We start from the raw sequence: 17,589 nt of genomic DNA, 5'->3' as shown, positions 1-17,589 counted from the left end.
GCCTCCAGTCAGGAAACGGCGGACGTGACTGCGGGGGACGCGGTCCTGGCGCGCTGTCGTCCGAGGACGAGGTTGAGCAGCAGGCCGATCACCGCAGCTCCGGCAGTGACGTACCAGCCGACGGTCCAGCTGGTGGCCTGGGCCAGAAGAGGTACGAAGATCGGCGCGATGATGCCGCCGGCCCCGGCGATCAGAAGCACCAGACCGACCCCGGGCCCTGCGGCCGCGCTACCGAACAGATCGGAGGGCAGCGACAGCCCTGGACCGTTGGTGGCCGGCCCACCCCAGCCGGCGACGATCACTACGCCGATCGTGAAGCCCAGACCGAGGGGAGCGAGGTGGGGCAGCAGGGTGCAGCCCACGGCAGCGACAGCCAGCGCGGGCCAGGCGTTGGTGAAGGTACGCCCCCGCAGCGCTCCCATGCGCACGACGAGGCGGTCGGAGATCCAGCCGCCCACCGGAGTGGAGACGACGGCGACGAAGCCGTTGAGGAAAACCGCCAGGCCGACCGCCGCCGACGAGTAGTGGAGGGTGAACAGGTACTGGGCCAGGTAGGCGTACATGCCGTAGACGTTGAAGAAGCAGCACAGCGTGATCACACCGAGGATCCACAGGGCGGGCTGGCGGTAAACCGATGAACTTTCCGTACTGTGCGGGTCCGCCTGAAGCGATGAAGGCGAATCGGCGTTTGTCTCCTGCACGGACTCCTCAGCCAGCGGAGGTGCCTGCCGTACGAGCACGTAGAAGCCGATCGCTCCGACAACCGTGACCGCAGTGATGGTCCAGAAGGTGTTCTGCCAGCCGATCACCGGGTTGAGCAGACCGGCGACATACCCGCCGAAGGCCGAGCCCAATCCGATGGTGCCCAGGAGCACGCCGAGCGCCAGGCCGCGCTCACGCATGGGGAACCAGGAACTGACGATGGCGCTGGTCACCGTGACCATGCACCCCCAGCCCTGTACGAAGCGCAGAATCAGGATGAGCGCATAGTTGTCCGCAACGGGGATCAAGGCCGAGGCCAGCAGGAATGCGAGAATCACCCAGGTGAAGACCCTGCGCCAGCCGAACCTGGCCAGCAACCGCCCCTGAACGAAGCCGCCGATCGCGTAGCCGGCGATCAGTGCGGAGGATCCGAGCTGGACCGTCACCGTTGAAAGCCCGAAGTTGTCGGCAAGTTCGTTCACGGCTACGGACCACGAGGTCAGCGACATGTAGACCAATGTCAGCATCAGGGAGCACCCCGCGAGAGCGCTGTACTTCCCGGGTTGAAATCGCCAGACCATGGTTCTCCTCGTCGTCCGATGCGCCCCTCCCGCTCACGCGCTTCCCCCGCTGTTGGCGGGACCTGACGGCGACTCGTTGAGGCCCCATGAGCCTTGGCGACGAGGGAATGTGACCGGAACAGTGGATTTCTGTGGAGCAGTGACGCAAATCATGGAAGTAGCGTTTCCGCCATGTCAACCCCCGGGCAGGCCTTCCGTGGCCCGATGTGGACGTTGCGCGCAGTTGCGCCTGGTCCGGCAAGCTGGCGGCGTAGCAGACGGTCAACCGCTCGCAATCACCCGCATCACGAACCCCGTCCAGGCCGTGCTCTGTCTGCATCACCCCAGCTCAGACCGAAGATAGAAAAGGCTTACCGTGTCTTCAGCGTTTCCGGAGCAGCTACGTCAGGTGCACGCCGCCGACTCCGGCCAGCTGGTCGGCTTGGGCGCGGCAGGAGAAGCCGTCGGCGAGCAGGACGGCGCCAGGGTGTTCGCGCAACGCGGGCAGGAGCGCGTTACGCAACGGCCACGGAAACCTCGAAGTGGCCGCGTTCCATGCCGAAGTTCCCGGCGAGGCCGCAGCAGCCGACGAGCAACGCCGAGGTTGTGAGCGGGTTGTCCGGGTCGAATAGGTTCTTCACCGCTGTGCTTGCCGAGAGTGCCATCCGCCCTGGCCGGAAGCCTGTATCGGGACCGGCGGACGTCCGGCCTCGCCGCTCGGGTAGGCGCTCTCGCGTAGTCGGTGGTTCACGCGTCGTGATGATCGACCGGGCTGCTGCGGCTGGTACGGTCTGCTCCGGGCGATCGTGCGCTCCTGGCGGCGTGGCTGCACCGGCTGCCGTTGCCGGTTCCGCGGCGTGCGCGGCTGCTCATGCGTCCGTCGCTGCCCCAGCGACCCGGGGATGCCGACGTCGATCCGGCGCCCGGCCGGAACTCCAGCACATGGGCCGACCTCCTGCGTTCCCGAGCCGACGCCCTCCTGGCGACGGCTGCCGGGCCTGGTTCATGATCAGGGACAGGGATGCGAAGTTCCCCGGACTGTTCGATGGCGTCCTCAAAGACGTGGGGATCGAGGTCATCTTCGGCGGCATCCAGGCTACTCTCACCGACCGCACCAGGGCATCGCGAACGCCCGACCGCTACACCCACTCCCCCACACCGATCGACGATCCCGACAAGCTAAGCCACCTCGGCATACGACGCCACGACCGCCTTGGCCGCATCCTCCACGCATACAAACACGCCGCGTGACCTGCACGAATGAGGTATTCGGCAAGCGCACGGTCGATCTGCCGACGCACGACCGCGACCTCGTGGCGGAGAGCGAGGATCTCAGCGTTGCTCGCGGCGGTCGGTCGGCCCAGCAAGAGGAAGCAGCCCAGCAGTCGGCAGAAGGTCAGATAAAGCAGTCGCAGGCCCACGATCAGTGATCATGTCCATACTCGGGCGATCGCAAAGCCCCAGGTCATCCGCTGTACGGCAATAAAGAATCAGCGCTGCGGTCGTGCGGCGGGCGTCATCGGCTCTGCCGGGGCGTCTTCGCGTTGGCGGGTCGTTGGTCCGATCCGCTCAACGCCGAGTCGGGGCATGTTGCCCGCGCTGGGGCTGTCGGCGCGCAGGAATCGGTGAAGGATCAGCTTGAGGGTCGGCAGTTGCTCGGTCGGCGCAAACGCTGGGTCGGTGGCAGCGCTTGTGTAGAGCGAAGCGATCAGTGCCAGGACCCACGACGCGGTATCGTCGGGCTTCAGGCCAGGGTCGATCTGGCCGTCGGCGGCGGCCTCCGCGATCAGCGCCGCGATGACAGCGTGCTCCTCGTCGTTGTCCCGACTCAGCCGCGCGCTGAGCTCCGGGTCATGGTGCGCCTGGACCATCGCCTCCATGACAAGGCGCGGTGCCGAAGGCTCCGCCGCGGGCGCGGCGAGAAGGTCCACAACCTCCAGAAGAGCTGCCCACGGATCGTCACTCGTGCGCGCCCGGGCCAAACCTTCTGCCCTCTCCTCGTCCTCCTCGAGGACGGCCAAGAAGATCGCTCGCTTGTTGGAAAAGTAGTGAAACAGGTTGCCCGCGCTGATGCCAGCCGCCTTGCAGATCTCGGCCGTGGTGGTCCGGTCGAAGCCCTTGACGGCGAACAGTTCCGCCGCCGCGTTCACGATGTGCTGCCGCCGTGCCTGGTGCTTGGCCGGGTCGAGCTTCCTCACCATGCTGCCTCCTACCCACACCCTCGGTCGACGCCGTCCCATCATCTTCATCTTCTCAGGCCATTTATAGACCGAGCACTCGGTTTATACTGACCCTGGAGAGAACCCCCGCTTCGACCGCTCGGAGAAGGACCGGCATGGACAGCGGCACCGTCACCACATATCCGTCACGGCGCAGGCTCGTTCCGGCCATGGGCTTGCTGCTCCTGTCGCCGATCAGCGCTGAGTACCTCATCGGCTACGACCAGACCACCGGCCAGCCAGTGCAGCTGCTGGCCGGTCTGCTCGTCCTTGCCCCGCTCTACGGCACGGTGGCCGTGTTGATCCGAGAGGCGTCCCTTCGGGCCCGGCGCGGCTGGCCGACTGTCCTGCTGCTGAGCGCCGCGTTCGGCCTGATCGAGGCCGGACTGATCGACCAGAGCCTGTTCAATCCGCACGTCACGGGTAATCCCGTCTGGGACCAGGATCGCCTGCCCACTCTCATCTCCGGTACCGGCGTCAGCGCCCACTATGTGACGAACTTCGTCATAGGCCACGTGATCTGGAGCTTCGCCGCACCGATCGCCGTCGTCGAGTCCTGCGCCCCGCAGCTCGCCGACCGGCCGTGGCTGCGAAAGGGCGGCGTGATCACAATGGTCGCTCTCTACCTGGCTGCCGCCACACTGGTCAACTATGACCAGACCAAAAACTTCACGGCTGGCCGCGCCCAACTCGCGACCACAGCCGCCCTCGCTCTCTCCCTGGCTCTAGCCGCCTTCGCGATACCGCCACGAGGGGCGCGCACGCCCGGCCGGATACCACCCTTGTGGCTGGTTGGCTGCGGTACCGCCATGGTCCTGACCGCCCATCACCTGATGCCCGTGACGTGGCCGGGAGTCGCGCTGGACATGCTGGTGCTGACCGCGGGTGGTTGTCTGCTGCTGCGCTGGTCCAAGCGCGCTCGCTGGCGTCACCCCCACATCTTGGCCGTCGGCGGCACGGCGCTCGCCGTCAACGCGGCCCTCTCGTTCACCATCGATCCGCTGGGCGCCGTGTCGTACCCCGTGAAGTACAGCGTCAACGCCACCCTGTTCCTGGGCGTACTGGCACTGCTCGTCTGGGCTGGCCGCCGACTACAGTCCGCACGTCGGTCGCCGTCCGACACGACGGAGAGACGCTACTGATGCATGCCCGTCACCGTAGCGATCAGTGCCCGGCCAGTGCATCGAACCAACGCGCCACCTGCGGTGCGGACACGGTGAAGGACCCGAAGTGGTCCACCTCGCCCTGGTTCACAACGGCCTTCCGTCGAAGAGTGACTCCACGCGGCTCGCGTACGGCTCTCGGAAGACCTCGCCCGGGTCCTTGCAGTAGTGATGCAGCCGGTTCTGGGCGACCAGCCAGTGCGAGATGCAGAAGACGCCGCTGGTGTCGTTGACCCGACCGTCTCACCGGTTCCGCCCCCCTTTTTTCCCTGGCCTGGTGCGCGGTGGCCGTCGGGGTTGCGTGCGCGAGCATGGCTAGGAGCGTGGGTCAGTAACGGGCAACCCGGCAGCGGTTCGTGATCATTTATGCGGGATGATCTCGGTATGAGTGGTGAGGATGGGCGGTTCGAGGTCGAGTCGGCCGCGGGGCCGTGTGGCGGGCGTGGACATGCGGTTCCTGGCGTTCGATCCGCTCCAGGTGTTGCAGCAGTCTTCTAGGCTGAGTGCCATGGAATCCGTGATCGACATCCTCGCCGCCCGCGACATCGACCGCCTGAGGCCGCTCTGGCTCCAATTGCAGGCCCACCACCGGCGGATCGGGAGTCACCTGGAGGCCGTGGCGCCCATGCGCCCGCCTGAGGACACCTGGCGAGTGCGGCGCGAGCTGTACGTGGAGTGGCTGCGGTCGCCCCTTACGCGGGCGTTCACCGCGGGCGGCGGGGATCGCCTGCTGGGCTACGCGATGGTCCGGGTCGCTGAGTCGCCGGGCTCATGGCAGTGGGGCGAGCGGGTCGGTGTCCTGGAGACGCTCGTGGTCGATACCGATGCCCGCGGCGCGGGCATCGGCCAGGGCCTCGTATCGGCTGCCCGCGACTATCTGGCGCAGCATGGCGTCAAGGTCATGAACATCTCCGTGCTCGCTGGCAACGACGCCGCCCTCCGCTTCTACGAGCGCGAGGGCGCTGCCGCGTTCGTCCGGACCGTGGTGATGCCAACTGGCGGCTGACGCCGGCAACCCGTGCTCAGATCGTGGTCATTCGTGCGGGATGATCTCGGTATGCGTGATCAGGAGGGGCTGTTCGAGGTCGAGTCGGTTGAGTCGGGGCGGACTCGGGCATATACGGCGGGGGTGGACAAGCGGTTCCTGGCGTTCGACCCGCACCAGGTGTTGCTGCTGCCGCCGTCGCTGGACGACTGGCTGTCCGAGGGCCACCTCGCCCGGCTCGTCGCGGACCTGGTCGACGATGTGCTCGGCCTCTCCCCGGTGCTGGCCGACTACACCGAAAAGCGAGGCTTTCCGCCCTACGACCCCCGGCTGATGCTGCGACTGCTGATCTACGGCTACACCACCGGCATCCGCTCCTCCCGGGCGATCGAGCGCACGTGCGTCGACGACATGGCGTTCCGGTTCCTGGCCGCCGACCAGGCCCCGGACTTCCGCTCGATCGCCCGGTTCCGCCGCCGCCACCTTCACGCGCTCGCTGACCTGTTCACCCAGTCCCCGCACCTCGCCCAAAAACTGGGCATGGTCAAGATGGGCCGCGTCGCCTGGACGGCACCAAGCTGGAGGCCAATCGCCTCCAAGCACAAGGCGATGAGCTACGGCCGCCTTGTCGACAAGGAAGAGCGTATCGAGGCCGAGATCGCCCACCTGGAGGCGAAGGCCGCCGCCTTGCTGGTCGACGCCGAGGCCACCGACGAAGCCGAGGACGCCCGGTTCGGCCCGGACGGCAAGGACGCCGACCTGCCCGCCGAGTTCGACCGGCGCGAGAAGCGCCTGGCCAGACTGCAGGCCGCCCGCGCCCAGATCGAGTCCGAGGCCGCTGAAAAAGCGCGCCGCCACGCCGAGGACAAGGAACGCCGCCGCCAGCAGCGCACCGGCACCATCGACGAGCAGGCCGTCACCGACGCCGGCGAGCAGGCCGCCGACCGGGCACGCCCGAAGCCGAAGGCCCAGGCCAACTTCACCGACCCCGACTCACGGATCATGAAGAACAGCGACGGCGCCTACATCCAGGCTTACAACGCCCAGGCCGTCGTCGACGAGGCCCACCAGGTCATCACCGCTGCCGACGTGACGACCAACGCCTCCGACGCGCTGAACTACACCACCATGCTGGAGCAGCAGTCCGCGGCGAACACCGGCACCCACCCCAAGCAGGCCCTCGTCGACGCCGGGTACTGCTCCGAAACCAACCTCCAAGCCGCCAGGGACCGCCAACCCGCCTGCGGAACCGATACATTCATGGCCACCGGCCGCCTCGCCCACGAATAGCCGCCCTGGCCAGCTGACCGGCCGGGCCCCCGGCTACGTGACGAGCTTTCCTGGCCGGACACCCGGCCATCACGGCCCCGCCAGAGCCCCACAGGCCCGGACAGAGCCGCCGCAACCGATCCGCCGGTCACAGCAACGGAGCCGCTCGCTCGTTACTGGCCCACGCTCCTAGCTAGGAGGGCATGACCGCGGACATCGAGGCGGGCATGCGCGCCTCGAGGTCCTTCCACTCGCCCTCGCTGATGTGGTGCTCGAGGACATGCAGGACCGTGCGCACCAGTTGCTCGGTGTCGCCCTCGATCGCGTACGGAAAGTCGTGCCGGACCTGCCGGAAGAATTCGTCGCTGTTCAATTTCACGGGCGTCTCCGCGGGTTTCCACCCGTCGTAGTAGACGCCGCGCAGCAAGGTCGGAAGCTGCGCTCCGAAGTGCACGGTCTCATCGACCGACAGCCGGTCCCGGAGATGGTGCAGGACCTCGCGCAGAGCGGCGTACGACTGCTTCCGGCGCTCCTTGGGCCACCCATAGGCGTGCTCGATCTCCTTCAGGACATGGTTGGCCTTGTCGACCATGGTGTCGAACGAGGAAAAGCCTGCCGCAACCATCATGTAGTCCTTCCGATGCCCGCGGCGGCACCCGGCGGAGCGGGGCCGCCGCGGGGAGAGCCGGATCCCGGCGGTCTCAGCCGCCCTGGCGTTCGCTGCTCTCGGTTATCTCGATGTGACGGGGCTTGGCGGTCGCCGCCTTGGGGACGGTGATCGTGAGCACGCCGCTGGACATGCTCGCCGTGACGTCTTCGGTGTTCACTTCGCTCGGCAGCAGCAACCGGTACTCGAAGCGACCGGTACGGCGACTGCTGTGCCGTATGATGCCTTTGCGCTCCTGTTCCTTGATCTCTCCCGTGACGGCCAGCTCCTGACCATTGATCTCGATGTCGACGTCCTTGCGGTCCACGCCGGGGAGCTCGAGTTCTATGTGATAGGCGTCGTCGGCTTCGGTCACATCGGCGGACGGCGTCCACGCCGCTATGGCGGGAGCCGCGCTTCCGACCGTGGATTCGAGCAGACCACCCATCTGGTTGATGAGGTCGTCGAATTCCAGAAGCGGATGGCGCGCCCAGCCCCTGGGACGCTCCGCCGTTCCCTGGCCTCGCTGCTGTCGGCGAACCGGCATGTTCATCGTCCGTCACCTCCGGTGTCGGTTAGTGGGCAGGGGATGTGTTGTGGCCACCGCCCGGCTCGGTGAACCGGCCGGACGGAGCTTCTGTGTCATCGGGGTGGCGCGCGACGTCGACGGTGGTGTGGCCGAGGTGCTCGTGGACCTGGTGGATGGCCATCGCCCCTTCGCCGGCGGCGGAGGCCACCCGCTTGACGGAGCCGCTGCGCACGTCGCCCGCGGCGAAGACGCCGGGCAGGCTGGTCTCCAGCCCCAGACAGGTACGGCCCTGGCCCTCCCAGACCGTGCCACTCGCGCGGGCCTGCGCCGAGGCGCCGGTGAGCACGAAGCCCCGGTCGTCCAAGGCGACCACGTCGCCGAGCCACGTCGTACGGGGCCGGGTCCCGATGAAGACGAACATCGCGCGCACGACCAGGTTGCGGCGCTCCCCCGTGCGGTTGTTCTCCACCACGACGGCCCGCAGGACATCGTCGCCCTCCACCACCCCGCGCACTTCGCTGTTCAGCAGCACATTCACCCGTGGATGGCGTTCGATCTGGTCGACGAGGTAGCGGGACATCTTGGCGCCGAGGTCCGGGCCCCGGATCAGCAGATGCACGCGCGGGACGCGCTGCGCGAGGAAGAGGACGGCCTGGCCCGCGGAGTTGCCGCCGCCGACCACCGCGACCGGATCCGCGCTGCACTGCTGTGCCTCGTACACGGTCGCCGCATAGTAGACGCTCGTCCCCTCCACCCGTTCGATGCCGGGCACTTCGAGCCTGCGGTACCAGGCGCCCGTTGCCAGCACGACGGTGTGGCTCACCACATCGCCGCCGTCGGCGAAGGTGACGCGGTAGTAGCCGTCGTCCTCGGGCTTGAGCAAAGCCGCTTCCGCCGGAACCCACACCTGGGCCCCGAACTTGCGCGCTTGGAGTTCGCCTCGTTCGGCGAGGTCGGAACCGGAGATCCCGCTCGGAAAGCCGAAGTAGTTCTCGATGAGGGACGACGTGCTCGCCTGGCCGCCCGTGGCGATCGCGTCCAGGAGGGCCGTGGTCAGTCCCTCGGACGCGCCATAGACGGCGGCCGCCAGCCCGGCGGGCCCGGAGCCGATGATGATCAAATCGCTGCGGGTCTCCTCGACGGACGGAAGGGAGAGACCGATGAGCCGCGCAAGTTCGGCGTTGCTGGGGTTGCGCAGCACCCGCTGATCGCGCCAGATGACGATGGGTGTCTCTTCCGGGGGGATGGAGAAGCGGCGCAGCAGTGCCTCGGCCTCCTCGTCCGCCTCCAGGTCGATCCAGCGGTGCGGCAGCCGGTTGCGGGCCGCGAACTCGCGCAGCCGCCGGGTGTCGGGCGAGTAGCGCGAGCCGAGGATGCGGAAGCCCGCGCCGACCCCGACGAGCAGCGCGCGGCGGCCCAGGTAAGCGCGGAGGATGAGGTCGCCGAGGATCGGATCGCGGGCGACCAGCACCCGCAGCCGGTCGATCGGAAGGGACAGCACCTCCCCGGGCTCACGGACCCGGGCGGTGTAGAAGGCCACCTGCCCCTGGAGCAGCCCCAGCTCGCCGAGGAAGCGCCCCGGCCCATGTACTCTCAGGACCCGCTCGTCGGGGGTGCCATGGGCCTCTACGATCTCGATGGAGCCGATGAGGATGACCAGGAACTCCGCACACCGCTCTCCCTCCCGGACCAGCACCTGGCCCGGCTCGACCCGCAAGCGCTCCCCGTGTTCGGCGAGGAACGCGATCTGGGCTTGCGACAGCCGGGGATAGGCGCCGTACAGATCCGGGGTCTCGAACGACACCGCCTCGTCGGGAGCGGCCTCGGGGGGCCGGTCGCCGCCTGCCATCAGGCCATGGCCTCGTGGGCGTAGCACCACCGCCAGGTCTCGCCCGGCTCCATGGAGTCACAGCACCCCACGTGTCCGCAGGTCAGGCAGAGCCGCAGATGCACCCAGGGGGACCCCAGCCGCAGGCACTCCTCACACCCCTCGGGGCTGCGCGGGGAGACCGGGCGCACCATCGACAGATGCGGATCGGGTTCGATGGCCATGGCGTTCACCCTCTCTCGCTGTCCCGCCGGCCCGTCGCCACCTGCTCTACCCACGAGCGCAGGGTGCCCGCCGGGGCGGCACCCGCGCGGCGGGCGACCGGCTCCCCCTTGTCCAGGATGAGCAGGGTCGGCACGGCCTGCACCTCGAACCGCTGGGCGAGGTGCGGATTGCGGTCGATGTCGACCTTGACGAGTTTGACCTTGCCCGCCAGCTCCGTGGCGACCTGCTCAAGTGCGGGGCTGACCATCCGACAGGGCCCGCACCAAGTCGCCCACAGATCCACGACGACGAGGGGCGTCGCCTCCTCGGCGACCCCGGCGAACTCGTTCTCGTCCGCGTCCACGATCCATGGCAGCGACGACTTGCAGTTCCCGCACCGAGGGGCGCCCTCGGCCGCCACGGGGATCTTGTTCGCGCGTCCGCAGGTGGGGCACTTGATGGTCCGGGCTTTGATCGTTGGGCTTGGCATGGCCGGTCACGCCTCCTCTCCGACTTCCTGCCGGGCTCGCTCCTCGACGTGCTCGCCCGATGGCTGTTCGTAGGTGACCACCAGTTCGCCGTGTCGGCCGTCCACCTTGACGGTGGCGCCCTCCTCGACGTCGCCGCGCAGCAGGGCGCGCCCGATGAGGGTCTCCACCTCGTGGGAGATGGAGCGGCGCAGCGGGCGGGCCCCGTACACCGGGTCATAGCCCTCGCGCGGCCAGGAGGCGCCCCGGCCTCGTGGGCTTCGGGGGGCACCGGGACAGCGGCGCCCGGCCGCCGGATCAGCCGGAACCGTCCGGGTGCAGGATGACCTTGGTCCAGCCCTCGTCCCGGCGGTCGAAGTGGTCATAGGCGTCGGGGGCCTGGTCCAGCGGAAGCTCATGGGAGACCACCCAGCTGGGCTTGGCCTTGCCCCCGGCGATCAGGTCGCGCAGCCGGCGGTTGTATCTCTTCACCGGCGCCTGACCGGTGCCGATCTTCTGGCCCTTGAACCACAGCTTGCCCCAGTCGATGGGTACCTTGCCCTTGGCCTCGAAGTCGCCGATCTGGGGCTGGGCTTCCCTGCCGCCCGGGTCCTCGGGGACGAACACGCCCACCACGCCGATGCACCCGGTGAAGCGGACGTTCTCGATCAAGCTGTTCATCGTGCGGGAGGCGTCCTCGTGGCCCGACGGGTCATGGGCCTGGTAGCCGACGCACTCGCAGCCGTTGTCGGCGCCGAGCCCCAAAGTGGCTTCCTTGATGACCTCGCCCGGGTCCTGCTCGCGCATGTCGATCGGCATGGCGCCGATCTCCTCGGCCTTGCGCAGCCGATCGGTGTGGAAGTCGCACACCCACACCCGTCCAGCACCCTTGATCACCGCCGAGTAGGCCGCCATCAGCCCCACGGGACCCGCACCGTAGATGACGGTCTGGTCCCCGGCCTTGACGCCCGCCATCTCGGTGGCGTGGTAGCCGGTGGGGAAGATGTCGGCCAGCATCACGTAGTCCGTCTGGCGCTCTTCCGCGTCCTCGCCCAGCCGCAGCGCGTTGAAGTCCGCGTACGGCACGCGCAGGAACTCGGCCTGGCCGCCCTGGTACGGTCCCATGTCCGCGAAGCCGTAAGCGGCTCCGGCGGCCGAGGACTCCGGCTGCATGGTCAGGCAGTAGTTGGTCAAGCCGCGCTCGCACTGTTTGCAGAAACCGCAGGCGATGTTGAACGGCAGCACCACATACATGCCGACCTTGAGCTTTCTGACCGCCGAGCCGACCTCGAGGACCTGCCCCAGGTTCTCGTGCCCGAAGATGCGGCCCTTCTCGAACGACGTACGCCCTTCGTACATGTGCAGATCGGAGCCGCAGATATTGGTGGTGGTGATTTTGACGATCGCGTCGCAGGGGTGCTCGATCCTCGGGTCGGGCTTTTCCTCGACCGCGACGTTCCGTGGTCCTTCGTATACAGCTGCTTTCATGATCACTCCTCGCTCACCACCACACGCGTGCGACCACTGCCGTCACCCGGCCCGAGGCCGCCAGTGATGGTGGATGGATGGTGGCGAGGCCGTCATGTCCTGCGGCCCGCTGCGATGGCGGCACGTGCCGTGGGAGACGGGTCGCCCTGTCCTCCACGCTCTCACCCGGGCACTTCGAACGCGACCGCAGCCGGCAGGGGTGGTGGGGCGGCGCCCTCGGCCCCGGCTCAGTCGTCGGAGAGGTCCTGCTCGGCCCAGATGGTCTTGCCATGAACCTCCAGGCGAGTGCCCCAGCGCTGGGCGAGTTGGGCCACCAGGAAGAGGCCGCGGCCGCCCTCGTCAAGGGCGCGGGCCCGGCGCAGATGCGGTGCCGTGCTGCTGAAGTCGGAGACCTCGCAGATGAGCGCGCGGTCGCGGATCAGGCGCAGCCGGATGGGCGGGCGGCCGTAGCGGATCGCGTTGGTGACCAGTTCGCTGACGACCAGCTCGGTGGTGAGGACCAGCTTCTACAGTCCCCAGTCCATCAGTCGGGCGGTGACCTCCTGCCGGATCCGGGAGACGACGGCGGGTTCCGGGGGGATCTCCCAGGTGGCGACCCGGTCGGGGCCGAGGGCCCGGGCGCGGGCCAGGAGCAGGGCGACATCGTCTTCGGGGCGGGCGGGGAGCAGAGTCCGCAGTGTCGCCGAGGGCGTCCGGGGACGGGCCCGGCTGGGCCAGGGCCTCGCACAGCGCCTCCAATCCCTCGTCGATCGCGCGGCCGTGGCCCTCGACCAGACCGTCGGTGTAGAGGGCGAGGACACTGCCCTCGGACAGTTCGGTCCCGACCGCCTCGAAGGGCAGGGTGCCGAGGCCGAGTGGCGGGCCGTTGGGGACGTCGAGGATGTCGGCACTGCCGTCCGCGGTGACCACGACGGGCGGGGGGTGGCCGGCGCTGGCGAGCGTGCAGTGGCGGGAGACCGGGTCGTAGACCGCGTACAGGCAGGTGGCGCCGGTGGCCCCGGGAGGTTCGGGATCGTCCTCGGCCGCCAGCCGGGTCACCAGATCCGCGAGGTGGGTGAGCAGCTCGCCGGGCGGCAGATCGATATCGGCCAGGGTGCGTATGGCGCTGCGCAGCCGCCCCATGGTGGCGGACGCCTCGACGCCGCGGCTCACGGTATCGCCGACCACCAGGGCGGCGCGAGCGCCGGAAAACGGGATCACGTCGAACCAGTCGCCGCCCACGCCGGCCCAGGTTTCCGAAGGCAGATAGCGCGAGGGGACCTCCACCGCGGCCAGGTCGGGCAGGCCCCGCGGCAGCAGATTGCGCTGCAGAGCCCTGGCCGTCATGCGCTCGCGCTTGTAGCAGCGTGCGTTGTCCACGCATACGGCCGCTCGGACCGTGATCTCCTCGGCCAGCAACAGGTCGTCCTCGTCGAAGGGCACCGGCGTCCGGTGGCGCGCGAAGAACACCACGCCAAGGGTGACACCGCGGGTGCGCATCGGCACCACCAGCTCCGAGTGGATCCCGTACTCCCGGATCCGGGCGGCCCGTACCGAGTCGAGGGCTTCACCGGACCATGAGCTCGTCGGTCACCTGGTAGAGGATGGCACGGCCCTCGGCCAGGCATTCGGCCGACGGTGAGTACTCCGGGTGGGTGTCCAGTTCGCCCACGTCGACCACGGCCTCCGGAGTTCCGGGGAGGACGGAGCGATGGGCCCCGCGGCGCATGGTGATGGGACCGGACAGCGGGCCCGAGGGGGGTTCCTCACCCCGGTCGAGAAAGGTGAGCAGGTCGACGCCGACGAAATCGGCGACCCGGGCGACAGCCACGTCGGCAAGTTCATGGGCGACCTGCGCGAGGTCCAGGGTGGAGCCGATGCGCTTCCCCGCCTCGTTCAGCAGCAGCAACCGTTCCAGGGCCTGGTATCACGGGTCGTACCGTACGCGGCGAAGCACACGCCGTACACGCGGCCCGTCCGGTCCTTGAGCGGCGCGAGCGAGATCGTCCAGACGTGCTCGCGGCTCTCCCCCGTCAACTTTTTCGCGGTCCTGCAAGAGGGCCGCTGGCCTCCGGGCCCGGCATGGCTGTTCCCCCTTGTCGAACGGATGACCTGGGGCGTGGTGTCACCGGGCCTGGGAGGTGCCGTTGGAGACGCTGATGAGAGGTCCGATCACCGCCCGGCCTGGCGCAATGCCCGGCATCTCGCGGGTGGCAGGTCTGCATAACCTGGATGCGCGCGTACGGCACTACCACCCCGGCCGGCACCGCACGAGCCCTGTTTGGGAGGACGGGTCGTACGGCATCGACGACGTGGGCGTCTTCCTCGGCCTGGACGTCGGCAAGAGCGCCCATCACGGGCACGGGCTCACCCCGGCCGGCAAGAAGGTCTTCGACAAGCAGCTGCCCAACAGCGAGCCCAAGCTGCGGGCCGTCTTCGACAAACTCGCCGCGAAGTTCGGCACCGTCCTGGTGATCGTGGACCAGCCCGCCTCGATCGGCGCTCTGCCGCTGACGGTGGCCCGGGATGCGGGCCGCAAGGTCGCCTACCTGCCGGGACTTGCCATGCGGCGGATCGCCAACCTCTACCCGGGCGAGGCGAAGAGCGACGCGAAGGACGCGGCCGTGATCGCCGACGCGGCCCGCACCATGCCCCACACCCTGCGCTCGCTGGAGCTGACCGACGAGATCACCGCCGAGCTGACCGTTCTGGTCGGCTTCGACCAAGACCTGGCGGCCGAGGCCACCCGCACCTCCAACCGGATCCGCGGCCTGCTCACCCAGTTCCACCCGAGCCTGGAACGCGTCCTCGGCCCACGCCTGGACCACCAGGCCGTGACCTGGCTGCTGGAACGCTACGGATCCCCGGCCGCGCTGCGAAAAGCCGGTCGACGCAGGCTGGTTGAGGTGATCCGGCCCAAGGCCCCGCGCATGGCACAGCGGCTGATCGACGAGGTCTTCGACGCGCTCGACGAGCAGACGGTCGTCGTTCCCGGCATGGGCACCCTCGACGTCATCATCCCGTCGCTGGCCCGCTCGCTCGCCGCTGTTCACGAACAGCGCCGAGCTCTGGAAGCGCAGATTGCGGCCCTGCTGGAGGCTCGCCCACTTTCCGCGGTCCTGACCTCGCTTCCGGGGGGCGCGGTCAGGACCGCCGCCACCTTGCTGGTCACCGTCGGCGACGGCACCTTCTACGAACCCCGAACCCCACGCCTCGCTTGACGAAAGACATAGGTGCGCCGTGAAGCGCGAGTTGTTCGAGTGGCGGTGAAAGGACGCCACCGCCGTCCCGTCGCAGCAGGGCGGTTGAAGCTGAGGGCAGCCCGACCCGGGAGGTGCCGGGGAGGGTGGCAAGCGGCCCTGGCAAAGCCGGGACGTATCAGCACTGCCAGATGGTGCGGGTCCGGCAAGCGAGACGGAAAGGAGTACGCGAGGAACCGGCGTTGGCGCCTCCTTACTCGTCACCAGCTCGAACCTGGCGGATCTGGGCTGGTTGCGGTGCGTCCCTGCCTTGCTATGGGGGCGGGGAACTTCCCGGTCGGTTGCTATGCGTCGGCCGGGGAGGCCACGGCGAAGTGCTGCGGGGTAGTCGTGGCGATGCTGCGGGGGTATAGACGGGCTCCTAATCCGTCGATCGAACAACACGTGAACACGGGAACCGTTCCGGTCCTGATCTGCGGCAACGCCTCCAGCGCGGTTGCAGGCTGGGCCCACCGTCGGCCGAACGGGCCGGGACGGGGCGGAGCCGCCGTAGTACTCCGGGCCGGGGAGAGCCTGGCACATGGGGAAGGGCGGCAGCGGAATCGAGAAGAGAGGAGGCTGCAATACCGAAAGAAGCACTGCTGAACAGCGGTGCACCGGAGGCCCCGACGGGGTCTCACCAGCGGGTATCGGAGATGCAGGCCAAACTTCACCGTTGGGCCGCGGCCGACGAAGGCCGCAGGTTCGACGATCTGTTCAACCTCGTGTGCGACCCGGCGACGCTCCTGGTGGCGTTCGAACGGGTCGCGGGAAACAAGGGGGCCAAAACGCCCGGAGCGGACGGCCTCACCGCCGTCAACGTCGAGCAAGAGATTGGCCCCTACGGGTTCCTGGAGGATCTTCGCCACGTACTTAAATCGGGTGAGTTCCGCCCGCTGCCGGTGCGCGAGCGCAAGATCCCCAAGCCGGGCGGTTCGGGCAAGGTCAGAAGGCTTGGCATTCCGACCATCACCGACCGCGTGGTCCAGGCAGCCCTCAAGCTGGTGCTGGAGCCGATCTTCGAGGCCGAGTTCAAGCCGGTCTCCTACGGCTTCCGGCCCCTGCGGCGGGCACACGACGCGATCGCCGAGATCCACTTCTACGGCACCCACGGCTACCGCTGGGTCCTGGACGCGGACATCGAGGCGTGCTTCGACTCGATCGACCACACGGCCCTGATGGACCGGGTGCGCGAGCGGGTCAAGGACAAGCGCGTGTTGCGGCTGGTCAAGGCGTTCCTCAAGGCCGGCGTCCTCACCGAGGACAACAACCGCGAGGACACTCTCACTGGCACCCCGCAGGGCGGCATCCTCTCCCCGCTGCTGGCGAACATCGCCCTGTCGGCGCTCGACGAGCATCTGACCGGGCCCTGGGAGCCGGACGGGGAGATGGCCACCAGTCCCCTGCGCAGGCGTCGCCGTTCCGCTGGACGTCCGAACTGGCGAATCGTCCGCTACGCGGACCTATGCCGAGTTCGGCATAGGTCGGCATAACGGACCAGCACCGGGGAGTCAGGTGCAGTCTCCAAACCTCCTCGACTGCGGTGGTAATACCTGACTCCTGCGGCCGTCTCCATCCCGTGCAAGGCGATGTTCAACAGCACGGGGCTGATGACGCCTCCCTGGGATTTCCCTCCTCGGTCGGCGTGAACTCTCCCTTATCCATCACGCCTGCTGTCAGCCAGTCCCGGACGAGCCCACGAGCGGGAAATGCGCCGAGAAGACTGAGCAACTTGCCGTGATCGATGCGGTCGAATGCCGCTGCCAAATCCGCGTCCAGGATCCACCGGCGTTTAGGGGCACGCCCCTTGACCGCCTGATAGATCGCCTCGATCGCGTCATGACAGCCGCGGCCAGGCCGAAAGCCGTACGACTTCGGCTCGAACCGCGCCTCCCACTCGGGCTCCAGCGCATTCTTCACCCGCGCTTGAAGCACGCGGTCAACAATCACCGGGATTCCGAGCGGACGCCGCTTCCCATTCGACTTGGGGATGAAGACCCTCCTGACAGGACGAGCATGCCAAGGCTTCACCTGGTGGTGCATCCACTCGGGGTGCCGGTAAGAACTCTGTCACCGGCCGCAAACGGCGCGGTGGTCACTCGACGAGGGCGTTGACGCGGTTCTCGTACTCGCGGCGGGCCTTGCGCTGGGCCGGAACCGCCGGGGCGCCCTGGCCGCTATCGAGGGGCTGGCAACGGGCGAGGAGTCGGCGGTGGATCGCGGGGACGGCGGAGACGCGCAGGGTGTAGCCCCTGGCCGCGCCGTACGGTCGCGCCCTGGTCGGGCGCGGCCCGCTCGGCATCGTCCAGCT

General features: G+C 68.4%; 14 protein-coding genes and 7 pseudogenes. 7 read left to right on the top strand and 14 right to left on the bottom strand.

Annotated elements, in window-relative coordinates; genetic code table 11:
- Positions 1-8: 8 nt before the first annotated feature.
- Both NP777_RS31360 and NP777_RS31355 read right to left on the bottom strand, forming a co-directional pair.
- Positions 9-1,229 carry an MFS transporter gene (locus NP777_RS31360; RefSeq protein WP_256653541.1) on the bottom strand — a complete coding sequence of 407 codons (1,221 nt, stop codon included), beginning with the start codon at positions 1,227-1,229 and terminating at the stop codon, positions 9-11.
- A gap of 433 nt (positions 1,230-1,662) precedes the next feature.
- Positions 1,663-1,867 (bottom strand): annotated as a pseudogene (locus NP777_RS31355) (hypothetical protein); the annotation flags it as partial.
- Between the two features lie 400 nt (positions 1,868-2,267).
- Here NP777_RS31355 and NP777_RS48845 point away from each other — a divergent pair.
- Both NP777_RS48845 and NP777_RS31345 read left to right on the top strand, forming a co-directional pair.
- Entirely contained in the window at positions 2,268-2,513 is a 246-nt protein-coding gene (locus NP777_RS48845) for a hypothetical protein (RefSeq protein WP_308405269.1), read from the top strand.
- The gene (locus NP777_RS31345; protein ID WP_256653540.1) at positions 2,510-2,692 is read left to right on the top strand and encodes a hypothetical protein; all 183 of its coding nucleotides are present in this window, start codon (positions 2,510-2,512) and stop codon (positions 2,690-2,692) included. Before NP777_RS48845 ends, NP777_RS31345 begins: the two co-directional genes overlap by 4 nt.
- 60 nt (positions 2,693-2,752) lie before the next feature.
- On the opposite strand, the gene NP777_RS31340 is transcribed toward NP777_RS31345, so the two are convergent.
- Positions 2,753-3,463: a TetR/AcrR family transcriptional regulator gene (locus tag NP777_RS31340; RefSeq protein ID WP_256653539.1), complete on the bottom strand. Its 711-nt coding sequence runs from the start codon at positions 3,461-3,463 to the stop codon at positions 2,753-2,755.
- Between the two features lie 134 nt (positions 3,464-3,597).
- On the opposite strand from NP777_RS31340, the gene NP777_RS31335 reads away from it, so the two are divergent.
- Complete coding sequence (locus NP777_RS31335) at positions 3,598-4,623, top strand: hypothetical protein (RefSeq protein ID WP_256653538.1); 1,026 nt, start codon at positions 3,598-3,600, stop codon at positions 4,621-4,623.
- 120 nt (positions 4,624-4,743) lie between these two features.
- On the opposite strand, the pseudogene NP777_RS48840 reads toward NP777_RS31335, so the two are convergent.
- Positions 4,744-4,887, bottom strand: a pseudogene (locus NP777_RS48840) (alpha/beta hydrolase); the annotation flags it as partial.
- Between the two features lie 265 nt (positions 4,888-5,152).
- Here NP777_RS48840 and NP777_RS31325 point away from each other — a divergent pair.
- Both NP777_RS31325 and NP777_RS31320 read left to right on the top strand, forming a co-directional pair.
- Positions 5,153-5,650: a GNAT family N-acetyltransferase gene (locus tag NP777_RS31325; protein ID WP_256653537.1), complete on the top strand. Its 498-nt coding sequence runs from the start codon at positions 5,153-5,155 to the stop codon at positions 5,648-5,650.
- Positions 5,651-5,773: 123 nt separating this feature from the next.
- Positions 5,774-6,916 (top strand): annotated as a pseudogene (locus tag NP777_RS31320) (IS1182 family transposase); the annotation flags it as partial.
- Positions 6,917-7,091: 175 nt separating this feature from the next.
- Here the strand turns inward: NP777_RS31320 and NP777_RS31315 are convergent.
- The 8 genes and pseudogenes from NP777_RS31315 to NP777_RS48835 form a co-directional block, all read right to left on the bottom strand.
- Positions 7,092-7,526, bottom strand: coding sequence for a DUF2267 domain-containing protein (locus NP777_RS31315; RefSeq protein ID WP_256653536.1), 435 nt, complete (start codon positions 7,524-7,526; stop codon positions 7,092-7,094).
- Between the two features lie 73 nt (positions 7,527-7,599).
- Positions 7,600-8,097, bottom strand: a complete 498-nt coding sequence (locus NP777_RS31310) for an Hsp20/alpha crystallin family protein (protein ID WP_256653535.1) — start codon at positions 8,095-8,097, stop codon at positions 7,600-7,602.
- Between the two features lie 22 nt (positions 8,098-8,119).
- Positions 8,120-9,922 carry an FAD-dependent oxidoreductase gene (locus tag NP777_RS31305; protein ID WP_256653534.1) on the bottom strand — a complete coding sequence of 601 codons (1,803 nt, stop codon included), beginning with the start codon at positions 9,920-9,922 and terminating at the stop codon, positions 8,120-8,122.
- Complete coding sequence (locus NP777_RS31300; RefSeq protein ID WP_256653533.1) at positions 9,922-10,125, bottom strand: hypothetical protein; 204 nt, start codon at positions 10,123-10,125, stop codon at positions 9,922-9,924. Before NP777_RS31300 ends, NP777_RS31305 begins: the two co-directional genes overlap by 1 nt.
- Before the next feature lie 5 nt (positions 10,126-10,130).
- On the bottom strand, positions 10,131-10,595 hold the full coding sequence (trxA, locus tag NP777_RS31295) for a thioredoxin (protein WP_256653532.1): 465 nt from the start codon (positions 10,593-10,595) through the stop codon (positions 10,131-10,133).
- A gap of 6 nt (positions 10,596-10,601) precedes the next feature.
- Positions 10,602-10,820: pseudogene (locus NP777_RS31290) on the bottom strand (hypothetical protein); the annotation flags it as partial.
- A gap of 70 nt (positions 10,821-10,890) precedes the next feature.
- Positions 10,891-12,060 (bottom strand): glutathione-independent formaldehyde dehydrogenase, encoded by a 1,170-nt coding sequence (locus NP777_RS31285; RefSeq protein WP_256653531.1) that lies wholly within the window; start codon positions 12,058-12,060, stop codon positions 10,891-10,893.
- Between the two features lie 227 nt (positions 12,061-12,287).
- A pseudogene (locus tag NP777_RS48835) lies at positions 12,288-14,073 on the bottom strand (ATP-binding SpoIIE family protein phosphatase); the annotation flags it as partial.
- Between the two features lie 269 nt (positions 14,074-14,342).
- Here NP777_RS48835 and NP777_RS31275 point away from each other — a divergent pair.
- Positions 14,343-15,257 (top strand): annotated as a pseudogene (locus tag NP777_RS31275) (IS110 family transposase); the annotation flags it as partial.
- Positions 15,258-15,934: 677 nt separating this feature from the next.
- On the top strand, positions 15,935-16,771 hold the full coding sequence (locus NP777_RS31270; RefSeq protein WP_449343554.1) for a reverse transcriptase domain-containing protein: 837 nt from the start codon (positions 15,935-15,937) through the stop codon (positions 16,769-16,771).
- On the opposite strand, the pseudogene NP777_RS31265 reads toward NP777_RS31270, so the two are convergent.
- A pseudogene (locus NP777_RS31265) lies at positions 16,762-17,303 on the bottom strand (reverse transcriptase domain-containing protein); the annotation flags it as partial. The gene NP777_RS31270 and the pseudogene NP777_RS31265 overlap by 10 nt on opposite strands.
- A gap of 70 nt (positions 17,304-17,373) precedes the next feature.
- A complete protein-coding gene (locus tag NP777_RS31260; protein ID WP_256653530.1) occupies positions 17,374-17,580 on the bottom strand; it encodes a hypothetical protein in 207 nt (68 codons plus the stop codon).
- Positions 17,581-17,589 lie beyond the last annotated feature (9 nt).

The organism is Streptomyces rugosispiralis (assembly GCF_024505145.1).
In the GTDB taxonomy this organism is placed as follows: Bacteria; Actinomycetota; Actinomycetes; order Streptomycetales; family Streptomycetaceae; genus Streptomyces; species Streptomyces rugosispiralis.
This window is presented reverse-complemented; position numbering and strand designations above follow the sequence as displayed.

Excerpts from the sequence above, each read along its gene's own strand:
- NP777_RS31360 (WP_256653541.1), bottom strand. The coding sequence starts at position 1,229 with ATGCTGACATTGGTCTACATGTCGCTGACCTCGTGGTCCGTAGCCGTG.
- NP777_RS48845 (WP_308405269.1), top strand. The coding sequence starts at position 2,268 with ATGATCAGGGACAGGGATGCGAAGTTCCCCGGACTGTTCGATGGCGTC.
- NP777_RS31340 (WP_256653539.1), bottom strand. The coding sequence starts at position 3,463 with ATGGTGAGGAAGCTCGACCCGGCCAAGCACCAGGCACGGCGGCAGCAC.
- NP777_RS31335 (WP_256653538.1), top strand. The coding sequence starts at position 3,598 with ATGGACAGCGGCACCGTCACCACATATCCGTCACGGCGCAGGCTCGTT.
- NP777_RS31325 (WP_256653537.1), top strand. The coding sequence starts at position 5,153 with ATGGAATCCGTGATCGACATCCTCGCCGCCCGCGACATCGACCGCCTG.
- NP777_RS31315 (WP_256653536.1), bottom strand. The coding sequence starts at position 7,526 with ATGATGGTTGCGGCAGGCTTTTCCTCGTTCGACACCATGGTCGACAAG.
- NP777_RS31310 (WP_256653535.1), bottom strand. The coding sequence starts at position 8,097 with ATGAACATGCCGGTTCGCCGACAGCAGCGAGGCCAGGGAACGGCGGAG.
- NP777_RS31305 (WP_256653534.1), bottom strand. The coding sequence starts at position 9,922 with ATGGCAGGCGGCGACCGGCCCCCCGAGGCCGCTCCCGACGAGGCGGTG.
- NP777_RS31300 (WP_256653533.1), bottom strand. The coding sequence starts at position 10,125 with ATGGCCATCGAACCCGATCCGCATCTGTCGATGGTGCGCCCGGTCTCC.
- trxA (WP_256653532.1), bottom strand. The coding sequence starts at position 10,595 with ATGCCAAGCCCAACGATCAAAGCCCGGACCATCAAGTGCCCCACCTGC.
- NP777_RS31285 (WP_256653531.1), bottom strand. The coding sequence starts at position 12,060 with ATGAAAGCAGCTGTATACGAAGGACCACGGAACGTCGCGGTCGAGGAA.
- NP777_RS31270 (WP_449343554.1), top strand. The coding sequence starts at position 15,935 with ATGCAGGCCAAACTTCACCGTTGGGCCGCGGCCGACGAAGGCCGCAGG.
- NP777_RS31260 (WP_256653530.1), bottom strand. The coding sequence starts at position 17,580 with ATGCCGAGCGGGCCGCGCCCGACCAGGGCGCGACCGTACGGCGCGGCC.